The organism is Neisseria canis, from assembly GCF_900636765.1.
GTDB lineage: Bacteria > Pseudomonadota > Gammaproteobacteria > Burkholderiales > Neisseriaceae > Neisseria > Neisseria canis.
On sequence record NZ_LR134313.1, the window covers coordinates 859,390 to 879,871 of the forward strand.

Consider the following 20,482-nt stretch of genomic DNA (forward strand, 5'->3'; position numbering starts at 1 on the left):
TATTTAAATTCCTAATGAATGAACAGCAGGTGCGCAGTTTGGACATGGTGGTAAAGCTTTTTGATCTATATTTCTTGTAACTTGAATGGCTGAGCATTTATGTTTAGTCAAAAATCTCTTTAAGTCCACCGGTGTATTAAGGTTAAATTCATCAGCAATTTGACTTAATATATCTGCTTCAACGCATTTTCCACTTCTCCCATCTTTTTTATGTTTTTTAAACAATCTTTTTATTAAGGGGTGTCTAGCTCCTTGCCCTCCCGCTCCAGAACTATATCCCGTAAATGTTCTAAATTTATTACTGCCCGTTTTATTCATTTGACACCTCATTGTTCCCCAAGATCCTGATGAGTGCCAACCTAAAATATCTACCCATGTTAAGACATTAGGAGCAAAAGAATAAAAATTATCTCCACCCCACAACCCAATCGGATCCTGATTCACAAACCTACCTACATCAGGTTCGTAATACCTAAAGAAGTTGTAATGTAAGCCCGTCTCTTCATCGTAATATTGGTTCTGCAACCTAAACGGCTGGTGGGCGTTGTTAATGTTGGTCTCGCTTTTCAGCTTACCCCAACCGTAATAATCCCCAAACCACAACAAATTACCGTCTTTATCGGTCATCTCTCTCGGAATACCGATTTGGTCACAATGGAAATAGCTGGTCTGTTGTTTAGCCTCACCCTCTACATCCATCCAATCATGGATTTGCGCCAGCGGTTCATAGCTGTCTGCTTCAGTATAGATATAGGTGTAGAGGCCGTCTGAATTTTGTTCTTGTAACAAGTGGCTGCCGTCCCACAGAAAGGCAATTTCGTTGTCTAAAATATCTTTGCTGTTTGGTGTATTCAGACAGGCATGGTCTGTTGAATGCCTGTCTGAAACTTCGGTACCGTTTGCTTTCAGACGGCCTTTGCTAACCCGTCTACCCAAGGCATCGTAATGGTAAGCCCAAGTCTCTTTCGTGCCGTCTTTCTTAAAGATTTCCGCTTTAACCAGTTGGTCGTGCAAATCGTAGAAATAGTTCTGTACTTCGCCGTTTGGCAGTTCCCTATGAATCAGATTGCCGAGGTCGTCGTAGTAATAGCTGATGCCGTTGTATTCTTTAAGACGGTTGTCTTTTACTGCGTTGTCCCGATGCCTGTCTGAAAGAATATTGTGCGCGGGGTCGAAAGCAAACAGTTCATCACCCGCTTTGGTGATTCTGCCCAGTTTGTCGTATTCGAAATGTGTCGTTCCCGTCCGCTGGTCGGTGCTGTGGAGCAGGTTGCCGGTTTTGTCGTAGCCGTAGCTGCGTTTGACCGCGGTTTGGCTGTAACCCGCTGCTACTTTGTTTTTGCCGTTGCCGCTTTCAGACAGGCTGTTGAGCGCGGCGATTTGTTTTTTCAGACGGCCCAGCGGGTCCAATTCGTAGCGGCTGGTTAAAGCACCCTGTGTCCTTTGGATTTCGCGGTGCAGTTTGTCGCGTTCGATGTCGCTGACGACTTCGCCGTCGAGGTTGATTTGGTGCAGGTGGCTGCTGCCGTAATAAAGGTAGTTGATTTGGCGGCCGTCGGGCAATACGGTGGTGGTGCGGTTGCCGTTGAAGTCGTAATGGTAGTGGATACTCTTGGTGATCGGCTGGAACAGCATATCGTACTGCGGGTCGCGCCAGTCGGTGTCGATCAGGCCGTTTTGCTCGTTCTCTTCTTGGGTCGGTACCTTCCACCGGTGTTGGCCGATGAGTTGGCCTCCTGCGTTGTAGTCGAAACAGGTAATGCTGTGCCGGTTGGCGGCACGGACGAGGTTACCGTTAAGGTCGTAATGATAGGCGGTTTCCTGAATGTTGCCTTTGTTGTCGTGGGCAAGGGTTTGTTTCAGACGGTTTTACGGTTCGGTTGGGTCGAGGCTCAACTTACGCTTGCTACATTTTTTATTGCGAAATTTTTCCGTATTCATAATCTGCTATTTCTTTAGAACTTAAATATTCTAAGTAATTTAAAACTATTTCTATATTTAATGTTATTGGAATGTTTATAGATATAAAATTTGAAGAAAATTTCTCATAATCACAGCCCATTTCTTCAAAATGACTAATACATTCATCTATTTCTTCTTCACTAAAAAAAATAACCCTTATCGTACTATTTCCAGATGATTTAACTGTTTTTTTGTAATATAAATTTTCATTTTTTTCTATGACAGATACAGTATCATCAAAAGAAACATCTTTAGTGTAAAACGGTATATTTTTAATTTTAAAAATATTATCTTCTACTTTATCACCCCAAATACTTTCTTCACTTACTGGTGGATAGCCATCTTTAATAGTTAATTTAAAAAAAATTTTTTTCATAATAAAATTCCTCATTTATTACTTTTTTGTAAGTTGCAAGTTCTACAAAGTATTTGCCCATTTTCAACAGTTCCTGAGCCACCTTTAGATTTAGGGATAATATGATCCACATGTGCTTCATTTTTTGGGGGTGTAACTCCCCGTTGATGTCTTTGAGGTTCAACTACTTCTTTTCCACACCTGCTACAAATCATTTTTCCATTATTGTCAGCTGCATTTTGCTGTTTAACTGCTTTTTTACCTGCGCGAGTAAAGTCTTTACCTGGTCGAGTTCCTTGCTTACTTAGCATTTTTACAAAAAGTCTAACAAGCTGTGCCATTAGCCCAAGAGGGTCAAACCATACTTGGGAGTTAAAAGCAAACTGATAAAAATTACTTCCTCCCCATAACCCAATCGGGTCTTGATTGATAAACCTACCGCAGTCCGGTTCGTAATATCTGAAGAAGTTGTAATGTAACCCCGTCTCAAGGTCAAAATACTGGTTCTGCAACCTAAACGGTTGATGCGCTGTTTCCGTTACGTTGGTTTCGCTCTTCAGCTTACCCCAACCGTAATAATCCCCGAACCACAATAAATTGCCATCCTTATCGGTCATCTCGCGCGGGATACCGATTTGGTCGCAGTGGAAATAATGGATACTTTGTTTGGTTTCTTCTGTGTGTGTCCGGTTGAAGATTTGCGCCAGCGGTTCGTAGCTGTCTGCATCGGTGTAGATGTAAGTATAGAGGCCGTCTGAATTTTGCTCTTGCAACAGATGGCTGCCGTCCCAAAGGAAGGTAATTTTGCTATCTATAATATCTTTACTGTTCTCGGCTTTCAGACAGGCATTGTCTCTTAGGCCGTCTGAAAGGGTTTCAGCACCTCTGTTTTCTTTCAGACGGCCTTCTGCTGCACCAGTTCGTTGCCGGCGTTGTAGTGATAGGCGGTCAGTTTATGGTCGAAACCGCTTTCGGCCACCAAACGGTCGAGCACGTCGTAGGCGAAGCGGTAGCGGGCGCCGTTTTCGTTGGTAAGGCCGATGAGCCTTCTTGCTTGGTCGTAGTGGTAGCCGAAGGTGTGGCCCAGCGCATTGGTACGCTGTGTCGGCAAACCGTCTTGGCCGTATTCGTATGCGGTGGTGTGGCCTTCGCCGTCGGTATGGGCGGTCAGGCGGTCGGCAGCATCATAACGGAAGGTTTCTTTGCTGCCGTCGGGATAAAGGGCGAGGGTGAGGTTTCGGTTGGTGTCGTAATGGTATTCGGTGTGTTGGCCCAAGGCATCGGTGATGCGCGCCAACTGCCCTTCGGGGGTGTAGGCCAGTTTGGTTTGGTAGCCGGAGCAGTCGGTAATCAGGTCGGGCTGGTGGTTATGGTCGTAGTGATACTCGGTGGTGCTGCCTTTCGGGTCGGTAACGCTCAACAGCAAACCGTTGCCGGCATACTCGAAACGGGTGGTGTGTTTGAGCGGGTCGGTGTGGGTGAGCAGATTGCCGGCTTCGTCGTAGGTGTAGCTGTCGTAGTGGCCTTCGGCATCGCTTTTGCGGATCAGGCGGTAGCTGTCGTCGTAGTCGAAATGCAGCATGGCGCCGTCGGGGCGGACGATGGTCTCGATTTGGCCTTCGTTGCTGTATTGGTAACGGGTAACGCGACCCATTGCGTCGGTGTGGCTGAGCAGACGGCCCAAGCTGTCGCGTTCCATCAGCACTGCGCTGCCGTCGGCAAACACCCGTTTGGTCAACTCGTTGTTATCGTCGTAATGATATTGTTCGGTGCGCCCCAAGACATCGGTAACTTCGGTGTAGCCGTCGTGATAAGCGAAACGCCATTCTTCGCCCAACGAAGTCCAGTTGCGCAGCACTTTGCCGGTGGGAGTGTAATGGCTGTATTCGTAATAGGCGGTCAAACCCGCCGCATCGGTGTGCGACACCATCAGGTTGTTTTGATAGGTGAAACTGCGTTTGACTGCGCCGTCGCGGCCGATCACGCGCAGCAAATCGCCGCTGCCGCTGTATTCGTAGCGCACCAATGCCGCCCCGACCTGCGCGGCTGCGCCGACAGCGGGCAGGGCATCAAGCAGCGATACCGACAATAAGCGCAGTTTGGGCGAGGTTTCGTCGGCGACATTGCCGAAATGTAGATAAAACACCCGCCCGTTGCCGTCGATAATGTATTGCGGCAATCCGGTCAGCGGGTGGTAGATAAAACGCTGATGGTTACCGTTGGCATCTTCCACCGCCACCAACGGCAAGAGGCTGCAACTGTCGCCGTTCGGATCGTCTTCCGAGACCGCCAGCGGCGCGAAACGCAACGAAACAGAACCATTCAACGAAGCAATCACATAATGGCCGTCTGAATTCTTACTAAACCAGATTTGCTCGCTTTCGAACAACACCGGTTCTTCATCGTCTTCGTCCACTTCCGGCAGCGGAAACAGCCGCCCCTGGTCATCGATATAGGCCAAGCCTGCCGCATCGCGGATGATGCGTTGGCTGCCGGGTATGCTCCAGCCCTCGCCGAGCCAGCCGGTGCCGTCTTGGTCGGAATAATAGCTGCGGTTCCATACCAGCGGCATCAAGCCTTCGAAAGCAAAGTCGGTTTCGTTCTCCAGAAATTTCAACCCGTGAATCGGATTGACCGGGCGGCCGACCGCCGCTGCCATCTTACAAGAAATACACGGTTTGGGGGGCCTCGGCTTCTTATACTTATTGTTCATATGGAACATATCGCCGGCACGGACGATATAGCGTTGGCGGATTTTAACCGAAGAAGAATGCATCATCGGCCAGGCCGGTTGGGTGGCGGTGCGGGAAATCACCCCTTTGCGGCCGGGCAGGGCGATTTCGTCGCCGTAGGTTTTATTGGTTTTACTGGCATTGAAGACAAAAGCCTGCTTGCGGTTGATTCTGACGTCCTCGGTAACGTTTTGGGCACCGCCGAGGTCGGCGAACAGAGGGAGGGGAATCGGCGGCACTTGCGGCGGAGCGGGCGGGGGCGGCCAACAGAAGTCGGGCACCATAAAAACCACGCGGAACTTGCTGCTCTTACGGGCGATTTTGTTGACGGCCATGAATATGCTCCTGTTTCGGTAATCTGCTTAAAGCGGTTTGCGTTTGGAAATCAATCGGTTTATGCGTGTGCCGTTAGTGATGGCGGTATGGGGATAAATTCGGTTTGCGAATCGCGGCAGGCTTGGGCGGCTGCGATTTGGTCTACAGGATTGTGCTTCTGCGCTTTTAGATAACCTGGAGTTTTGTTGGGTTGAAGCCTAATAGATGTTTACTGATTCGATACCTGCATGAATATGAAAGTAGGTATCGAATTATTGATTTCTTTCTTGAAGAAATTGATTAAAATTTAAAAAAAAGTTATTCAATGCTATCTCTTCATCTTGATAAAGGAAAAATAACAATTTATCCCATGAAACGCTATATCGATCAATGTTGAACTTTTCTTGAATCCAATCTGTAAATTCTATAAGTATTTCTGAATTATCTATATGCTTAGGATTTCTAAAATGCCAACCATCTAGAAAAGCTTTTAAGCAAAAAATACTATTGTGCCCGATATACATCATTGGTCTTTTTTCTATTTCTAAAATAAGTTTTACAATATTATTTTGCATTTTTAATCTTTCTTAAAAAGAAACTGATGAAAAACTATGTCCACCTGGTGAAAAAAGGTCTGAAACCCATTTATTATGTTCAATGCCTCCTGGATTCATATTGTCGAATACAGTGTCTCCACATTTAATCGCATGATGAATTCCATTTTCTGAAATATTTGCTCCTGCTTTATCACTCCAAATATTTCCATAGGCTCCTTTATTTGAATGAGTTTTAACTTTTACTCTTTCTCCACTAATACCTTCTTTTTCCATTTCTTTCTGCAAAGCATCTGCAAAATCTTCACATTTAAAACGTTGTTTAACTTTTGGGCTTAAGCGACTAGCTAATTCTTTTACCTTTTTTGCATCACAACTCCAGCCTAAGGGGTCAATCCATTTTGACGTATTAAAAGCAAAAGTATAAGAATTTATTGAACCATTCAGCCCAATTGGATCCTGATTAACAAACCTGCCCACGTCAGAATCGTAATAACGGAAGAAATTGTAATGCAGCCGGATTTCACTGTCGCAATACTGGTTCTGTAATCTGAACGGCTGGTGCGCGGTTCCCGTTACGTTGGTTTCTTCGGTTAATTTGCCCCAAGCATCATACTTGCCGAACCAAAGCAGCTTACCGTTTTTATCAGTCATTTCTCTCGGTATGCCGATTTGGTCGCAGTGGAAATAATTGATTTCCTGTTTGCTTTCGCTTCCCGTGTTTGTGTAGTTGTGAATTTGGGCTAGGGGTTCGTAACTGTCTTGGTCGGTGTAGATGTAAGTGTAAAGGCCGTCTGAATTTTGTTCCTGAAGCAGGCGGCTGCCGTCCCACAGGAATGTGATTTCGCTGTCTAAAATATCTTTGCTGTTTGGTGTATTCAGACAAGCATTGTCTCTTAGGCCGTCTGAAACGTTTTCAATAGTTTCCATACCGCCGTTTTTCAGACGGCCTTTGCTTACCCTTCTGTCCAGCGCATCGTATTCAAACACCCAAACTTCTTTGTCCCATTCTCCCGTTTCGGCGTTTTTATTAAATGTTTCCACTTTAACCAAGCGGTCGAACAAGTCGTAATGCAGGTTTTGGGTGCTGCCGTCCGAATGTTCTTTGTGGATGGTGTTGCCGAAGTCGTCGTAGAAGAATTTTATGCCGTTGTAAGCCGCAATGCGGTTGTCTTTTACCTGTTGCCCGTATTCGTTAATCAGGTTGTAGGCGGGGTCGAAGGCAAAGGTTTGGTTTTGCACTTTCAGGGGCTGGCCGAGTTTGTCGTACTCGAAATGCGTGGTACCCGTCCGCTGGTCGCTGCTGTGGAGCAGGTTGCCGGTTTTGTCGTAGCCGTAGCTGCGTTTGACGGCGGTTTGACTGTAACCCGCAGCTGTTTTGCTTTTGCCTCTGCCGCTTTCAGACAGGCTGTCGAGTGCGGCAATCTGTTTTTTCAGACGGCCTAGCGGGTCCAATTCGTAGCGGCTGGTTAAGGCACCCTGTGTCCTTTGGATTTCGCGGTGCAGTTTGTCGCGTTCGATGTCGCTGACGACTTCGCCGTCGAGGTTGATTTGGTGCAGGTGGCCGCTGCCGTAATACAGGTAATTAATTTGTCTGCCGTCGGGCAGGACGGTGGTGGTGCGGTTGCCGTTGAAGTCGTAATGATAGTGGATACTCTTGGTAATCGGCTGGAACAGCATATCGTACTGCGGGTCGCGCCAGTCGGTGTCGATCAGGCCGTTGCGGGCGTTCTCTTCTTTAGTCGGTACCTCCCATTGGTGTTGGCCGATAAGTTGACCGTTGGGATTGTAGTCGAAACAGGTGATGCTGTGCCGGTTGGCGGCACGGACGAGGTTGCCGTTAAGGTCGTAATGGTAGGCGGTTTCCTGAATGTTGCCTGTGTTGTCGTGGGCAAGGGTGTGTTTCAGACGGCCTAAGATGTCGCGTTGGAACTCGGTGATTCTGAGCGGGGTTTTGTCTCGGAGGCCGTCTGAAAGTAGAGAGGTGTTGGTTTCGCCAACGGGTTATTGAAGTTTTTATTATGGTGAAATCTGATTATGCAGATAATCAAATAATTGATTGGCAATAAACTCAGCATGATCTTTTTGAACGGGAAATTCAAAGTAATAATACTGATCGTTATATTTTTCTGTAATGTATCCAGGCATGCAGAAAAATTTATTATAAAATGAAAAAATCTCTTTCACAGACTCTGAAATTTCTTCTAAATTATTAGTAATATCAGTTATATCATAGAAAATTTCACTATAATATTTATCAAGAGAGTTTATTGTAATAAACGGGAGTTTTTCTTTATTACAAAATTCCCAATGTTGAGAAGCTAAAGAGCTATTTTTATAAACAAATTTATTCATAAAATATTTAATCACTTAAATTTAAAGTCAGTAACATGGCTCATTTTCCCTTTAGGATCAAATCTTGCCATATAGTGAACTGTCACACCATCTACTTTTTGCTCCATTTTATTCCATCCTTTTCCTGCATAACACTTATCTTTTATCTGGCTTTCATCAATAAGAACATCTCCTTTTTCAGGGTGTTTTTTCACTTGATCCATTATTTTGCTTTCTAGTCGATTTCTTGGCTTGGTTCTTCCTGTTGATTTTGTAGAAACAAATTTTGGTTTACGGGAAGAGGATTTCTTTTTTAACCCAAGGGGATCAATCCAATCTTGTGCATTCGGAGCAAAAGTGTAGAAGTTATCATCACCCCACAACCCAATCGGATCCTGATTCACAAACCGCCCCACATCAGGATCGTAATACCGGAAGAAATTGTAATGCAGCCTGATTTCGCTGTCGCAATACTGGTTTTGTAACCTGAACGGTTGGTGCGCCCTTCCCGTTACGTTGGTTTCTTTAACCAGTTTGCCCCAAGCGTCGTATTCGCCGAACCATATCAGATTGCCGTCCCTGTCGGTCATCTCGCGGGGAATGCCGATTTGGTCGCAGTGGAAGTAGTTGATTTCCTGTCTGCTTTTGCCTTCCGTATCGGTGTAGCTGTGAATTTGCGCCAGCGGTTCGTAACTGTCTTGGTCGGTGTGGATATAGGTATATCTGCCGTTGCCGTACATTTCTTGAACCAAACGGCTGCCGCTCCATACAAACCCGGTAACGTCTTCGAGGCCGTCTGAAACTTGCCCGCCGTTTTTCAGACGGCCTTTACTGATTCTGCGACCCAATGCGTCATAATCAAACAGCCATGTCTCTTTTACCCATTCTCCCGTTTCGGGATTGTGTTTGAAGGTTTCCACTTTTACAAGCTGGTGGAAGACATCGTAATACAGGTTTTGGGTTTCTCCGTCGGCAAATTCTTTGTGTACAGTGTTGCCGAATGTGTCGTAAAAGAATTTTGCGCCGCCGTATTCGGCAAGGCGGTTATCGTGTATTTTGCGCTCGTGGCTGTCGATAATGTTGTGTGCGGGGTCGAAGGCGAACAGCCGGTTGCACGCTTTGATGATTTTACTGAGTTTTTCGTACTCGAAATGCGTTGTGCTTCTTCGTTAGCTAGTGTTATGGATCAGGTTGTCAGTTTACTTTTATCCTTTAAGTTTCCTAAGAATGATGTTATGTTCCAGAAAATGACATCAATTGTTCTGGCTTTAAAGTTAAGAGTGCAATTGTTTTTCCTTCATTATCACAAAATTCAACCTCATATGCTTCATAAGGATTTGAATAAACTTCTACAATTGCACCAATATCCCCCTTTCGTAAATTAAATCTAGGGAAATCTTGTTGTAATTGAACTACTTCTAGAAGAGAATATTTCACAGATACTTCCTTAAAATAATTAACTACAAAACGTATGTAGTTGTTAATCGCGGAATTGATTTTCCACTATCAATTATCCAACCTGTCCTAACTGTGGCAGTTTTTCCATTTGGACCAGTCATTGGAATATCAACGGTATAACGTTGACCATGTTCATCACATTTGCCTAGAGTTGCAGGGTTTTCACAAACACCTTGTTGAATTTTCTCAATTAATTCATCTGCATTTGATTGATTAAATCCTAACGCGGATTGAAAAACTTTTGCTTTATTTCCACCGACTGGGTGTTCTGTATTCAAGGCATATCCTTTGATTTTTTTAGGGTCAATGACAGCTTTATCAGCATTTGGTAATGTGGATTTAGGACAAAGACCTAATGGGTCAATCCATATTTGAATATTGGGAGTTAGTCTGTATGAATTATCTCCACCCAATAAGCCAATCGGATCCTGATTAACAAACCGTCCAACATCAGAATCGTAATACCGGAAGAAATTGTAATGCAGCCTGATTTCGCTGTCGCAATATTGGTTCTGCAACCTGAACGGCTGGTGCGCGCTTCCCGTTACGTTGGTTTCTTTAACCAGTTTGCCCCAAGCGTCGTATTCGCCGAACCAAAGCAGTTTACCGTTTTTATCGGTCATTTCACGCGGTATGCCGATTTGGTCGCAATGAAAGTAATTGATTTCCTGTTTGCTTTCGCTTTCCGTGTTTGTATAGTTGTGAATTTGCGCCAGCGGTTCGTAAGAATCTTGGTCTGTGTAGATGTAAGTATATAGGTCGTCTGAATGTGTTTCCTGCAACAAGTGGCTGCCGTCCCAAAGGAAGGCAATTTCACTATCTAAAATATCTTTGCCGTTTTCAGCTTTCAGACGGCCTTTGCTTACTCTTCTGTCTAACGCATCGTATTCAAATGTCCAAATTTCTTTATCCCACTCTCCCGTTTCGGCGTTCTTCTTAAATGTTTCCACTTTAACCAAACGGTCGAACAGGTCGTAATACAGGTTTTGGGTGCTGCCGTCCGAATGTTCTTTGTGGATGGTGTTGCCGAAATCGTCGTAGATGAATTTTATACCGTTATAGGCGGCAATGCGGTTGTCTTTAACCTGCTCTCCGTATTCGTTGATCAGGTTGTAGGCTGGGTCGAAGGCAAAGGTTTGGTTTTGTACTTTCAGGGGCTGGCCGAGTTTGTCGTACTCGAAATGCGTGGTTCCCGTCCGCTGGTCGCTGCTGTGGAGCAGGTTGCCGGTTTTGTCGTAGCCGTAGCTGCGTTTGACCGCGGTTTGGCTGTAACCCGCAGCTGTTTTGCTTTTGCCTCTGCCGCTTTCAGACAGGCTGTCGAGTGCGGCAATCTGTTTTTTCAGACGGCCTAGCGGGTCCAATTCGTAGCGGCTGGTTAAGGCACCCTGTGTCCTTTGGATTTCGCGGTGCAGTTTGTCGCGTTCGATGTCGCTGACGACTTCGCCGTCGAGGTTGATTTGGTGCAGGTGGCCGCTGCCGTAATACAGGTAATTAATTTGTCTGCCGTCGGGCAGGACGGTGGTGGTGCGGTTGCCGTTGAAGTCGTAATGATAGTGGATACTCTTGGTAATCGGCTGGAACAGCATATCGTACTGCGGGTCGCGCCAGTCGGTGTCGATCAGGCCGTTGCGGGCGTTCTCTTCTTTAGTCGGTACCTCCCATTGGTGTTGGCCGATAAGTTGACCGTTGGGATTGTAGTCGAAACAGGTGATGCTGTGCCGGTTGGCGGCACGGACGAGGTTGCCGTTAAGGTCGTAATGGTAGGCGGTTTCCTGAATGTTGCCTGTGTTGTCGTGGGCAAGGGTGTGTTTCAGACGGCCTAAGATGTCGCGTTGGAACTCGGTGATTCTGAGCGGGGTTTTGTCTTTAAGGCCGTCTGAAAGCGGTGTTCTGTCTGTGCTTTTAACGGGTTGGCCGCCGTATTGCGCCATCAGTTTGGCGGCTACGGAGGCATCGTCGCCGTATTCGCTCTGCTGCACCAGTTCGTTGCCGGCGTTGTAGTGATAGGCGGTCAGTTTATGGTCGAAACCGCTTTCGGCCACCAAACGGTCGAGCACGTCGTAGGCGAAGCGGTAGCGGGCGCCGTTTTCGTTGGTAAGGCCGATGAGCCTTCTTGCTTGGTCGTAGTGGTAGCCGAAGGTGTGGCCCAGCGCATTGGTACGCTGTGTCGGCAAACCGTCTTGGCCGTATTCGTATGCGGTGGTGTGGCCTTCGCCGTCGGTATGGGCGGTCAGGCGGTCGGCAGCATCATAACGGAAGGTTTCTTTGCTGCCGTCGGGATAAAGGGCGAGGGTGAGGTTTCGGTTGGTGTCGTAATGGTATTCGGTGTGTTGGCCCAAGGCATCGGTGATGCGCGCCAACTGCCCTTCGGGGGTGTAGGCCAGTTTGGTTTGGTAGCCGGAGCAGTCGGTAATCAGGTCGGGCTGGTGGTTATGGTCGTAGTGATACTCGGTGGTGCTGCCTTTCGGGTCGGTAACGCTCAACAGCAAACCGTTGCCGGCATACTCGAAACGGGTGGTGTGTTTGAGCGGGTCGGTGTGGGTGAGCAGATTGCCGGCTTCGTCGTAGGTGTAGCTGTCGTAATGGCCTTCGGCATCGCTTTTGCGGATGAGGCGGTAGCTGTCGTCGTAGTCGAAATGCAGCATGGCGCCGTCGGGGCGGACGATGGTCTCGATTTGACCTTCGTTGCTGTATTGGTAACGGGTAACGCGCCCCATGGCGTCGGTGTGGCTGAGCAGACGGCCCAAGCTGTCGCGTTCCATCAATACAGTGCTGCCGTCGGCGAACACCCGTTTAGTCAACTCGTTGTTATCGTCGTAATGGTATTGCTCGGTGCGCCCCAAGACATCGGTAACTTCGGTGTAGCCGTCGTGATAGGTGAAACGCCATTCTTCGCCCAACGAAGTCCAATTGCGCAGCACTTTGCCGGTGGGAGTGTAATGGCTGTATTCGTAATAGGCGGTTAAGCCCGCCGCATCGGTGTGCGACACCATCAGGTTGTTTTGATAGGTAAAACTGCGTTTGACCGCGCCGTCGCGGCCGATCACGCGCAGCAAATCGCCGCTACTGCTGTATTCGTAGCGCACCAATGCCGCGCCGATCTGTGCGGCTTCGCCGACAGCGGGCAGGGCATCGAGCAGCGATACCGACAACAAGCGCAGTTTGGGCGCGGCGGCATCGGCGACATTGCCGAAATGTAAGTAAAACACCCGCCCGTTGCCGTCAATGATGTATTGCGGCAAACCGGTCAGCGGGTGGTAGATAAAGCGCTGATGGTTACCGTTGGCATCTTCCACCGCCACCAATGGCAAGAGGCTGCAACTGTTGCCGTTCGGATCGTCTTCCGACACCGCCAGCGGCGCGAAACGCAACGACACCGAACCGTTTAACGAGGCAATCACATAATGGCCGTCTGAATTCTTACTGAACCAGATTTGCTCGCTCTCGAACAACACCGGTTCTTCATCGTCTTCGTCCACTTCCGGCAGCGGAAACAGCCGCCCCTGATCATCGATATAGGCCAAGCCCGCCGCATCGCGGATGATGCGTTGGCTGCCGGGTACGCTCCAACCCTCGCCGAGCCAGCCGGTGCCGTCTTGGTCGGAATAATAGCTGCGGTTCCATACCAGCGGCATCAAGCCTTCGAAAGCAAAGTCGGTTTCGTTCTCCAGAAATTTCAACCCGTGAATCGGATTGACCGGGCGGCCGACCGCCGCTGCCATCTTACAAGAAATACACGGTTTGGGGGGCCTCGGCTTCTTATACTTATTGTTCATATGGAACATATCGCCGGCACGGACGATATAGCGTTGGCGGATTTTAACCGAAGAAGAATGCATCATCGGCCAGGCCGGTTGGGTGGCGGTGCGGGAAATCACCCCTTTGCGGCCGGGCAGGGCGATTTCGTCGCCGTAGGTTTTATTGGTTTTACTGGCATTGAAGACGAAAGCCTGCTTGCGGTTGATTCTGACGTCCTCGGTAACGTTTTGGGCACCGCCGAGGTCGGCGAACAGAGGGAGGGGAATCGGCGGCACTTGCGGCGGAGCGGGCGGGGGCGGCCAACAGAAGTCGGGCACCATAAAAACCACGCGGAACTTGCTGCTCTTACGGGCGATTTTGTTGACGGCCATGAATATGCTCCTGTTTCGGTAATCTGCTTAAAGCGGTTTGCGTTTGGAAATCAATCGGTTTATGCGTGTGCCGTTAGTGATGGCGGTATGGGGATAAATTCGGTTTGCGAATCGCGGCAGGCTTGGGCGGCTGCGATTTGGTCTCCCCGTTCGTGCCGCGCGATAAATCTGAGTTGGCACGAGGCGATTTCCAGCTCTTCCGCAAAAGAGGTTCGGTAGTTGCAGTCGATGCGCCGTTTTTCCACATCCACAAACACGGTGTCCAACACCATATCTTTACACAAAGACTGATTGGCTGCGGTATAGGCATGGATGAACACGGTTTCTACCGGCAGTTCGACGGTAAAATGTTGGTTGGGCGCTTGGAAGGAATGCACCATGCCGGTGAAACCGAGTTCATAAATATGGTTGGGTTTCAGATGGGGCAGTTGCAGCGACGGATGCGCACCGTTCCAATATGCCATAGAAAAATCTTCCGGCAGCAGCGGGGCGCGGTTTTCAATCCAATGGGTGTCGGCGGTGCCGGTATGTTTGGCGCGTTGGGCGAAGTAGCGCGGCATGAAACCGAAGCCTTCGGGGGAGGCTTTTTCGGCAGGATCGCGCACGGGCTTGGCCGGATCGTAAATCTGATGGGCTCTCAGCATCCGCTTGAAGCTGTTTTTTTGCAGGAAAGATTTCGGGTAATAGCCGATGCCGATGGCGTTTTCCTGATAGCCCGTGTGGTCGTCTTCAACTTCGCTCCCGCCGAAAGCAAATTCATAAAATTATCATATGTAATTTCCGATTTTATTTTTGAAAAATACAAATAACTTAACCCAGATAGGAGTTGCTAATCCCCAAAGTCCTCCTAGGATTATTCCCTCCACAATTAATATATTTTCTCTCTTTATTTGAATCAGCAAACCAAGCATCATGCCAAATAAAACTTGTATAATAGATAAGTATTTACAATTTTTTCTTTCTAATTCAAGATAAAATGATAGTAGAAGGGAAAAAGAAATAATAGGAAATATAGTTAATTTAACTACAATATCATTCCCATAATAAGACATCCAAAGCCAAAGACAAAACCATGAAACTAAGAAGCTTATCCAATATTTTTGAATAAATATTTTTATCTTATTAAACATAGAGATTCCTTATTCGCACGAAGAGTTACTAAAGACACTATGTTTTTCACCACCAACGACCGTTTTAATTAAAGTGCTAGTTGCAAAAACAGCAGCTCCTATTGCAGCAAATTTTTTCATTTGAGATATATTGTTTGCTGCATTCTTATTAGCTTTACTAAGTTGTCTTCCTGCACGCCTACGTGCTTTTCCAGCACCTCTTTTCCCAAATAATTGGTTGTATTTGTTTCTAAATCCTCTTGATGCAAACTTATTTTTCATGAAACTAAAAGCATTTTTTCCAACTTTAAATGCACATTTACCAACTGTAGCTGCACCCGGGATTGTCGGAATAATGCCACCAATTACTGCGCTCACAGCTACCGAATTCCAATTGATACAATCTAGCGGTTTGTCTGTTAGGAAATTCTCCGCGACTTGAAAGCCCACATCCACTGCTGCACCTGCTAATACTCCTATAGCAATCGCAGCCAATATAGGTAAATTACCACTGGGATCGATCCATGAACTGGTATTAGGTGCAAAACGATATAGATTTTCTCCTCCTTCTAATCCAATCGGATCCTGATTAACAAACCTACCCGCATCAGGTTCGTAATACCTAAAGAAGTTGTAATGTAACCCCGTCTCTTGGTCGCAATACTGATTCTGTAACCTAAACGGCTGATGAGCTGTTTCCGTTATGTTGGTTTCGCTCTTCAGCTTACCCCAACCGTAATAATCCCCAAACCACAGCAGATTGCCGTCTTTATCGGTCATTTCTCTCGGTATGCCGATTTGGTCGCAGTGGAAATAGTGGGTTTGCTGTTTGCTTTCGCCTTCTATATCCGTCCAATCACGGATTTGCGCCAGCGGTTCATAGGAATCTTGGTCGGTGTAGATGTAGGTATAGAGGCCGTCTGAATGTGTTTCTTGTAACAGATGGCTGCCGTCCCAAAGGAAGGTAATTTCGCTATCTATAATATCTTTACTGTTCTCGGCTTTCAGACAGGCATGGTCTTTTAGGCCGTCTGAAAGGGTTTCAGCACCTCTGTTTTCTTTCAGACGGCCTTTGCTGATTCGTCTGCCCAAGGCATCGTAGCGGTAAGCCCAAGTCTCTTTACTACCGTCTTTCTTAAAGATTTCCACTTTAACCAGTTGGTCGTGCAAATCGTAAAAATAGTTCTGCACTTCGCCGTTTGGCAGTTCGCGGTGAATCAGGTTGCCGAGGTCGTCGTAGTAATAGCTGATGCCGTTGTATTCTTTAAGACGGTTGTCTTTTACTGCGTTGTCCCGATGCCTGTCTGAAAGAATATTGTGTGCCGGGTCGAAGGCGAAGCGTTCGTTGCCCGCTTGGGTGATTCTGCCCAGTTTGTCGTACTCGAAATGCGTGGTTCCCGTCCGCTGGTCGCTGCTGTGGAGCAGGTTGCCGGTTTTGTCGTAGCCGTAGCTGCGTTTGACCGCGGTTTGGCTGTAACCCGCAGCTGTTTTGCTTTTGCCTCTGCCGCTTTCAGACAGGCTGTCGAGTGCGGCAATCTGTTTTTTCAGACGGCCTAGCGGGTCCAATTCGTAGCGGCTGGTTAAGGCACCCTGTGTCCTTTGGATTTCGCGGTGCAGTTTGTCGCGTTCGATGTCGCTGACGACTTCGCCGTCGAGGTTGATTTGGTGCAGGTGGCCGCTGCCGTAATACAGGTAATTAATTTGTCTGCCGTCGGGCAGGACGGTGGTGGTGCGGTTGCCGTTGAAGTCGTAATGATAGTGGATACTCTTGGTAATCGGCTGGAACAGCATATCGTACTGCGGGTCGCGCCAGTCGGTGTCGATCAGGCCGTTGCGGGCGTTCTCTTCTTTAGTCGGTACCTCCCATTGGTGTTGGCCGATAAGTTGACCGTTGGGATTGTAGTCGAAACAGGTGATGCTGTGCCGGTTGGCGGCACGGACGAGGTTGCCGTTAAGGTCGTAATGGTAGGCGGTTTCCTGAATGTTGCCTGTGTTGTCGTGGGCAAGGGTGTGTTTCAGACGGCCTAAGATGTCGCGTTGGAACTCGGTGATTCTGAGCGGGGTTTTGTCTTTAAGGCCGTCTGAAAGCGGTGTTCTGTCTGTGCTTTTAACGGGTTGGCCGCCGTATTGCGCCATCAGTTTGGCGGCAATACTGGCATCGTCGCCGTATTCGTTTTGCTGCACCAGTTCGTTACCGGCGTTGTAGTGGTAGGCGGTCAGTTTGTGGTCGAAACCGCTTTCGGCCACCAAACGGTCGAGCACGTCGTAGGCGAAGCGGTAGCGGGCGCCGTTTTCGTTGGTGAGGCCGATCAGCCTTCTTGCTTGGTCGTAGTGGTAGCCGAAGGTGTGACCCAGCGCATTGGTGCGTTGCGTCGGCAAACCGTCTTGGCCGTATTCGTATGCGGTGGTGTGGCCTTCGCCGTCGGTATGGCTGGTCAGGCGGTCGGCAGCATCGTAACGGAAGGTTTCTTTGCTGCCGTCGGGATAAAGGGCGAGGGTGAGGTTTCGGTTGGCGTCGTAATGGTATTCGGTGTGCTGGCCTAAGGCATCAGTGATGCGCGCCAACTGCCCTTCGGGGGTGTAGGCCAGTTTGGTTTGGTAGCCGGAGCAGTCGGTAATCAGGTCGGGCTGGTGGTTATGATCGTAGTGATATTCGGTGGTGCTGCCTTTGGGGTCGGTTACCGACAGCAGCAAACCGTTGCCGGCGTATTCGAAGCGGGTGGTGTGTTTCAGCGGGTCGGTATGGGTGAGCAGATTGCCGGCTTCGTCGTAGGTATAGCTGTCGTAATGGCCTTCGGCATCGCTTTTGCGGATCAGGCGGTAGCTGTCGTCGTAGTCGAAATGCAGCATGGCGCCGTCGGGACGGACGATGGTCTCGATTTGGCCTTCGTTGCTGTATTGGTAGCGGGTAACGCGGCCCATTGCGTCGGTGTGGCTGAGCAGACGGCCCAAGCTGTCGCGTTCCATCAGCACTGCGCTGCCGTCGGCAAACACCCGTTTAGTCAACTCGTTGTTGTAGTCGTAATGGTATTGCTCGGTGCGCCCCAAGACATCGGTTACCTCGGTGTAGCCGTCGTGATAGGTGAAACGCCATTCTTCGCCCAACGAAGTCCAGTTGCGCAGTACTTTGCCGGTGGGGGTGTAATGGCTGTATTCGTAATAAGCGGTCAAACCCGCCGCATCGGTGTGCGACACCATCAGGTTGTTTTGATAAGTGAAACTGCGTTTGAGTGCGCCGTCGCGGCCGATAACGCGCAGCAAATCGCCGCTGCCGCTGTATTCGTAGCGCACCAACGCCGCTCCGACCTGTGCAGTTTCGCCGACAGCGGGCAGGGCATCAAGCAGCGATACCGACAATAAGCGCAGTTTGGGCGAGGTTTCGTCGGCGACATTGCCGAAATGTAGATAAAACACCCGCCCGTTGCCGTCGATAATGTATTGCGGCAATCCGGTCAGCGGGTGGTAGATAAAACGCTGATGGTTACCGTTGGCATCTTCCACCGCCACCAGCGGTAGTTCGGCGCAGTTGTCGCCGTTCGGATCGTCTTCCGAGACCGCCAGCGGCGCGAAACGCAACGACACCGAACCGTTTAACGACGCAATCACATAATGGCCGTCTGAATTTTTGCTGAACCAGATTTGCTCGCTTTCGAACAACACCGGTTCTTCATCGTCTTCGTCCACTTCCGGTAGCGGAAACAGCCGCCCCTGATCGTCGATATAAGCCAAGCCCGCCGCATCGCGGATGATGCGTTGGCTGCCGGGTACGCTCCAGCCCTCGCCGAGCCAGCCGGTGCCGTCTTGGTCGGAATAATAGCTGCGGTTCCACACCAAAGGCATCAAGCCTTCGAAAGCGAAGTCGGTTTCGTTCTCCAGAAACTTCAACCCGTGAATCGGATTGACCGGACGGCCGACCGCCGCCGCAGCCTTACAGGAAATACACGGCTTGGGCGGCAGTTTCTTCTTATACTTATTGTTCATGTGGAACATATCGCCGGCACGGACGATATAGCGTTTGCGGATTTTAACCGAAGAAGAATGCATCATCGGCCAGGCCGGTTTGGTGGCGGTGCGCGACAACACCCCCTTGCGGCCGGGCAGGGCGATTTCGTCGCCGTAGGTGCGGTTGGTTTTACTGGCTTTGAAGACGAAAGCGGGTTTGCGGTTGATTTTAACGTCTTTGGCAACGGTTTTAGCACCGCCCAAATCGGCAAACAGCGGGAAGGGAATCGGCGGTACGGTAGGCGGAGCGGGCGGGGGCGGCCAACAGAAATCGGGCACCATAAACACCACGCGGAACTTGCTGCTCTTACGGGCGATTTTGTTGATGGCCATGAATATGCTCCTGTTTCGGTAATCTGCTTAAAGCGGTTTGCGTTTGGAAATCAATCGGTTTATGCGTGTGCCGTTAGTGATGGCGGTATGGGGATAAATTCGGTTTGCGAACCGCGGCAGGCTTGGGCGGCTGCGATTTGGTCTCCCCGTTCGTGCCGCGCGATAAACCTGAGTTGGCACGAAGCGATTTCCAGCTCTTCCGCAAAAGAGGTTCGGTAGTTGCAGTCGATGCGCCGTTTTTCCACATCTACAAACACGGTGTCCAGCACCATATCTTTACACAAAGACTGATTGGCTGCGGTATAGGCATGGACGAACACGGTTTCTACCGGCAGTTCGACGGTAAAGTGTTGGTTGGGCGCTTGGAAGGAATGCACCATGCCAGTGAAACCGAGTTCATAAATATGGTTGGGTTTCAGGTGTGGCAGTTGCAGCGAGGGATGCGCGCCGTTCCAATATGCCATAGAAAAATCTTCCGGCAGCAGCGGGGCGCGGTTTTCAATCCATTGGGCGTCGGCGGTGCCGGTATGTTTGGCGCGTTGGGCGAAGTAGCGCGGCATAAAGCCGAAGCCTTCGGGGGAGGCTTTTTCGGCAGGATCGCACACGGGTTTGGCCGGATCGTAAATCTGATGGGCTCTCAGCATCCGCTTGAAGCTGTTTTTTTGCAGGAAAGATTTCGGATAATAGCCGATGCCGATGACGTTTTCCTGATAGCCTGTGTGGTCGTCTTCAACTTCGCTCCCGCCGAAGGCAAATTCATAGCGGATGGGCAGGGAGAGGATAGGGGAGGGTTCGCCGACAGACCAGCCCACGGCTTCGCGTATCCAATAGCGCTCTCCCGTAACGGCAAGGGTTTTGCGGTAATCGCCGATGCTGACCGAGGCGGCGAATTGTCGGGCGGGCAGATCGTCGGGTGCGTAGGCTACCGCATTGATCACAAAATCCGTTTTAGGCTTATAGAGGCAGAAATCGCTTTCCAACTCGGTGGCGGTTTGCGACGGCTCGCCGTAAAAGGTATCGGCAAACGTAAGCGGCGTTTGCGTGCGGGCAAACTGTAATTCCGTCTTGCCGGTTGCCGGGTCGATTTCAAACTCATAGCTGACTTTGGCTACCACAACATCATACGTTCGATCCAATTGGTCGACGTTTTTAAACTGTTGTGTGTGGAAACAGGTAAAGTTTTCCAGTTCGAACATGG

The 20,482-nt window shown here is 49.1% G+C and carries 14 protein-coding genes and 1 pseudogene; 1 reads left to right on the forward strand and 14 read right to left on the reverse strand.

The features are described from left to right. Positions 1-3: 3 nt before the first annotated feature. The 6 genes from EL143_RS04070 to EL143_RS04095 form a co-directional block, all read right to left on the reverse strand. Complete coding sequence (locus EL143_RS04070) at positions 4-1,635, reverse strand: RHS repeat-associated core domain-containing protein (RefSeq protein WP_232001335.1); 1,632 nt, start codon at positions 1,633-1,635, stop codon at positions 4-6. Positions 1,636-1,915: 280 nt separating this feature from the next. Continuing rightward, positions 1,916-2,338, reverse strand: a complete 423-nt coding sequence (locus EL143_RS04075; protein ID WP_158087848.1) for a DUF4265 domain-containing protein — start codon at positions 2,336-2,338, stop codon at positions 1,916-1,918. Positions 2,339-2,349: 11 nt separating this feature from the next. Then, positions 2,350-3,090, reverse strand: a complete 741-nt coding sequence (locus EL143_RS12610) for an RHS repeat-associated core domain-containing protein (protein ID WP_126326578.1) — start codon at positions 3,088-3,090, stop codon at positions 2,350-2,352. 122 nt (positions 3,091-3,212) lie between these two features. After that, positions 3,213-5,384, reverse strand: a complete 2,172-nt coding sequence (locus EL143_RS12615; protein ID WP_232001336.1) for a DUF6531 domain-containing protein — start codon at positions 5,382-5,384, stop codon at positions 3,213-3,215. A 252-nt stretch (positions 5,385-5,636) separates the two neighbouring features. Then, positions 5,637-5,939, reverse strand: a complete 303-nt coding sequence (locus EL143_RS04090) for a hypothetical protein (RefSeq protein ID WP_085417557.1) — start codon at positions 5,937-5,939, stop codon at positions 5,637-5,639. A 12-nt stretch (positions 5,940-5,951) separates the two neighbouring features. Continuing rightward, a complete protein-coding gene (locus EL143_RS04095; RefSeq protein WP_126326580.1) occupies positions 5,952-7,598 on the reverse strand; it encodes an RHS repeat domain-containing protein in 1,647 nt (548 codons plus the stop codon). 75 nt (positions 7,599-7,673) lie between these two features. Here EL143_RS04095 and EL143_RS12620 point away from each other — a divergent pair, with 75 nt between their 5' ends. Beyond that, positions 7,674-7,835 carry a hypothetical protein gene (locus EL143_RS12620; RefSeq protein ID WP_232001338.1) on the forward strand — a complete coding sequence of 54 codons (162 nt, stop codon included), beginning with the start codon at positions 7,674-7,676 and terminating at the stop codon, positions 7,833-7,835. A 102-nt stretch (positions 7,836-7,937) separates the two neighbouring features. Here the strand turns inward: EL143_RS12620 and EL143_RS04100 are convergent, their stop codons facing one another. From EL143_RS04100 to EL143_RS04135, 8 genes and pseudogenes are all read right to left on the reverse strand, one after another. Then, complete coding sequence (locus tag EL143_RS04100) at positions 7,938-8,273, reverse strand: hypothetical protein (protein ID WP_040667335.1); 336 nt, start codon at positions 8,271-8,273, stop codon at positions 7,938-7,940. Between the two features lie 11 nt (positions 8,274-8,284). Next, positions 8,285-9,172, reverse strand: a complete 888-nt coding sequence (locus tag EL143_RS04105; protein ID WP_232001339.1) for an RHS repeat domain-containing protein — start codon at positions 9,170-9,172, stop codon at positions 8,285-8,287. Positions 9,173-9,485: 313 nt separating this feature from the next. Beyond that, positions 9,486-9,689 carry a DUF4926 domain-containing protein gene (locus tag EL143_RS04110; protein ID WP_085357097.1) on the reverse strand — a complete coding sequence of 68 codons (204 nt, stop codon included), beginning with the start codon at positions 9,687-9,689 and terminating at the stop codon, positions 9,486-9,488. A gap of 23 nt (positions 9,690-9,712) precedes the next feature. Further along, positions 9,713-13,840, reverse strand: coding sequence for a DUF6883 domain-containing protein (locus EL143_RS04115; RefSeq protein WP_197719618.1), 4,128 nt, complete (start codon positions 13,838-13,840; stop codon positions 9,713-9,715). A gap of 59 nt (positions 13,841-13,899) precedes the next feature. After that, positions 13,900-14,541, reverse strand: a pseudogene (locus tag EL143_RS04120) (DUF2169 domain-containing protein); the annotation flags it as partial. A gap of 66 nt (positions 14,542-14,607) precedes the next feature. Beyond that, positions 14,608-14,970, reverse strand: coding sequence for a cytochrome C biogenesis protein (locus EL143_RS04125; protein ID WP_126326582.1), 363 nt, complete (start codon positions 14,968-14,970; stop codon positions 14,608-14,610). A gap of 9 nt (positions 14,971-14,979) precedes the next feature. Beyond that, complete coding sequence (locus tag EL143_RS12625) at positions 14,980-19,284, reverse strand: RHS repeat-associated core domain-containing protein (protein WP_126326584.1); 4,305 nt, start codon at positions 19,282-19,284, stop codon at positions 14,980-14,982. Between the two features lie 59 nt (positions 19,285-19,343). Continuing rightward, on the reverse strand, positions 19,344-20,480 hold the full coding sequence (locus tag EL143_RS04135; RefSeq protein WP_085417459.1) for a DUF2169 family type VI secretion system accessory protein: 1,137 nt from the start codon (positions 20,478-20,480) through the stop codon (positions 19,344-19,346). Between the last annotated feature and the right edge of the window lie 2 nt (positions 20,481-20,482).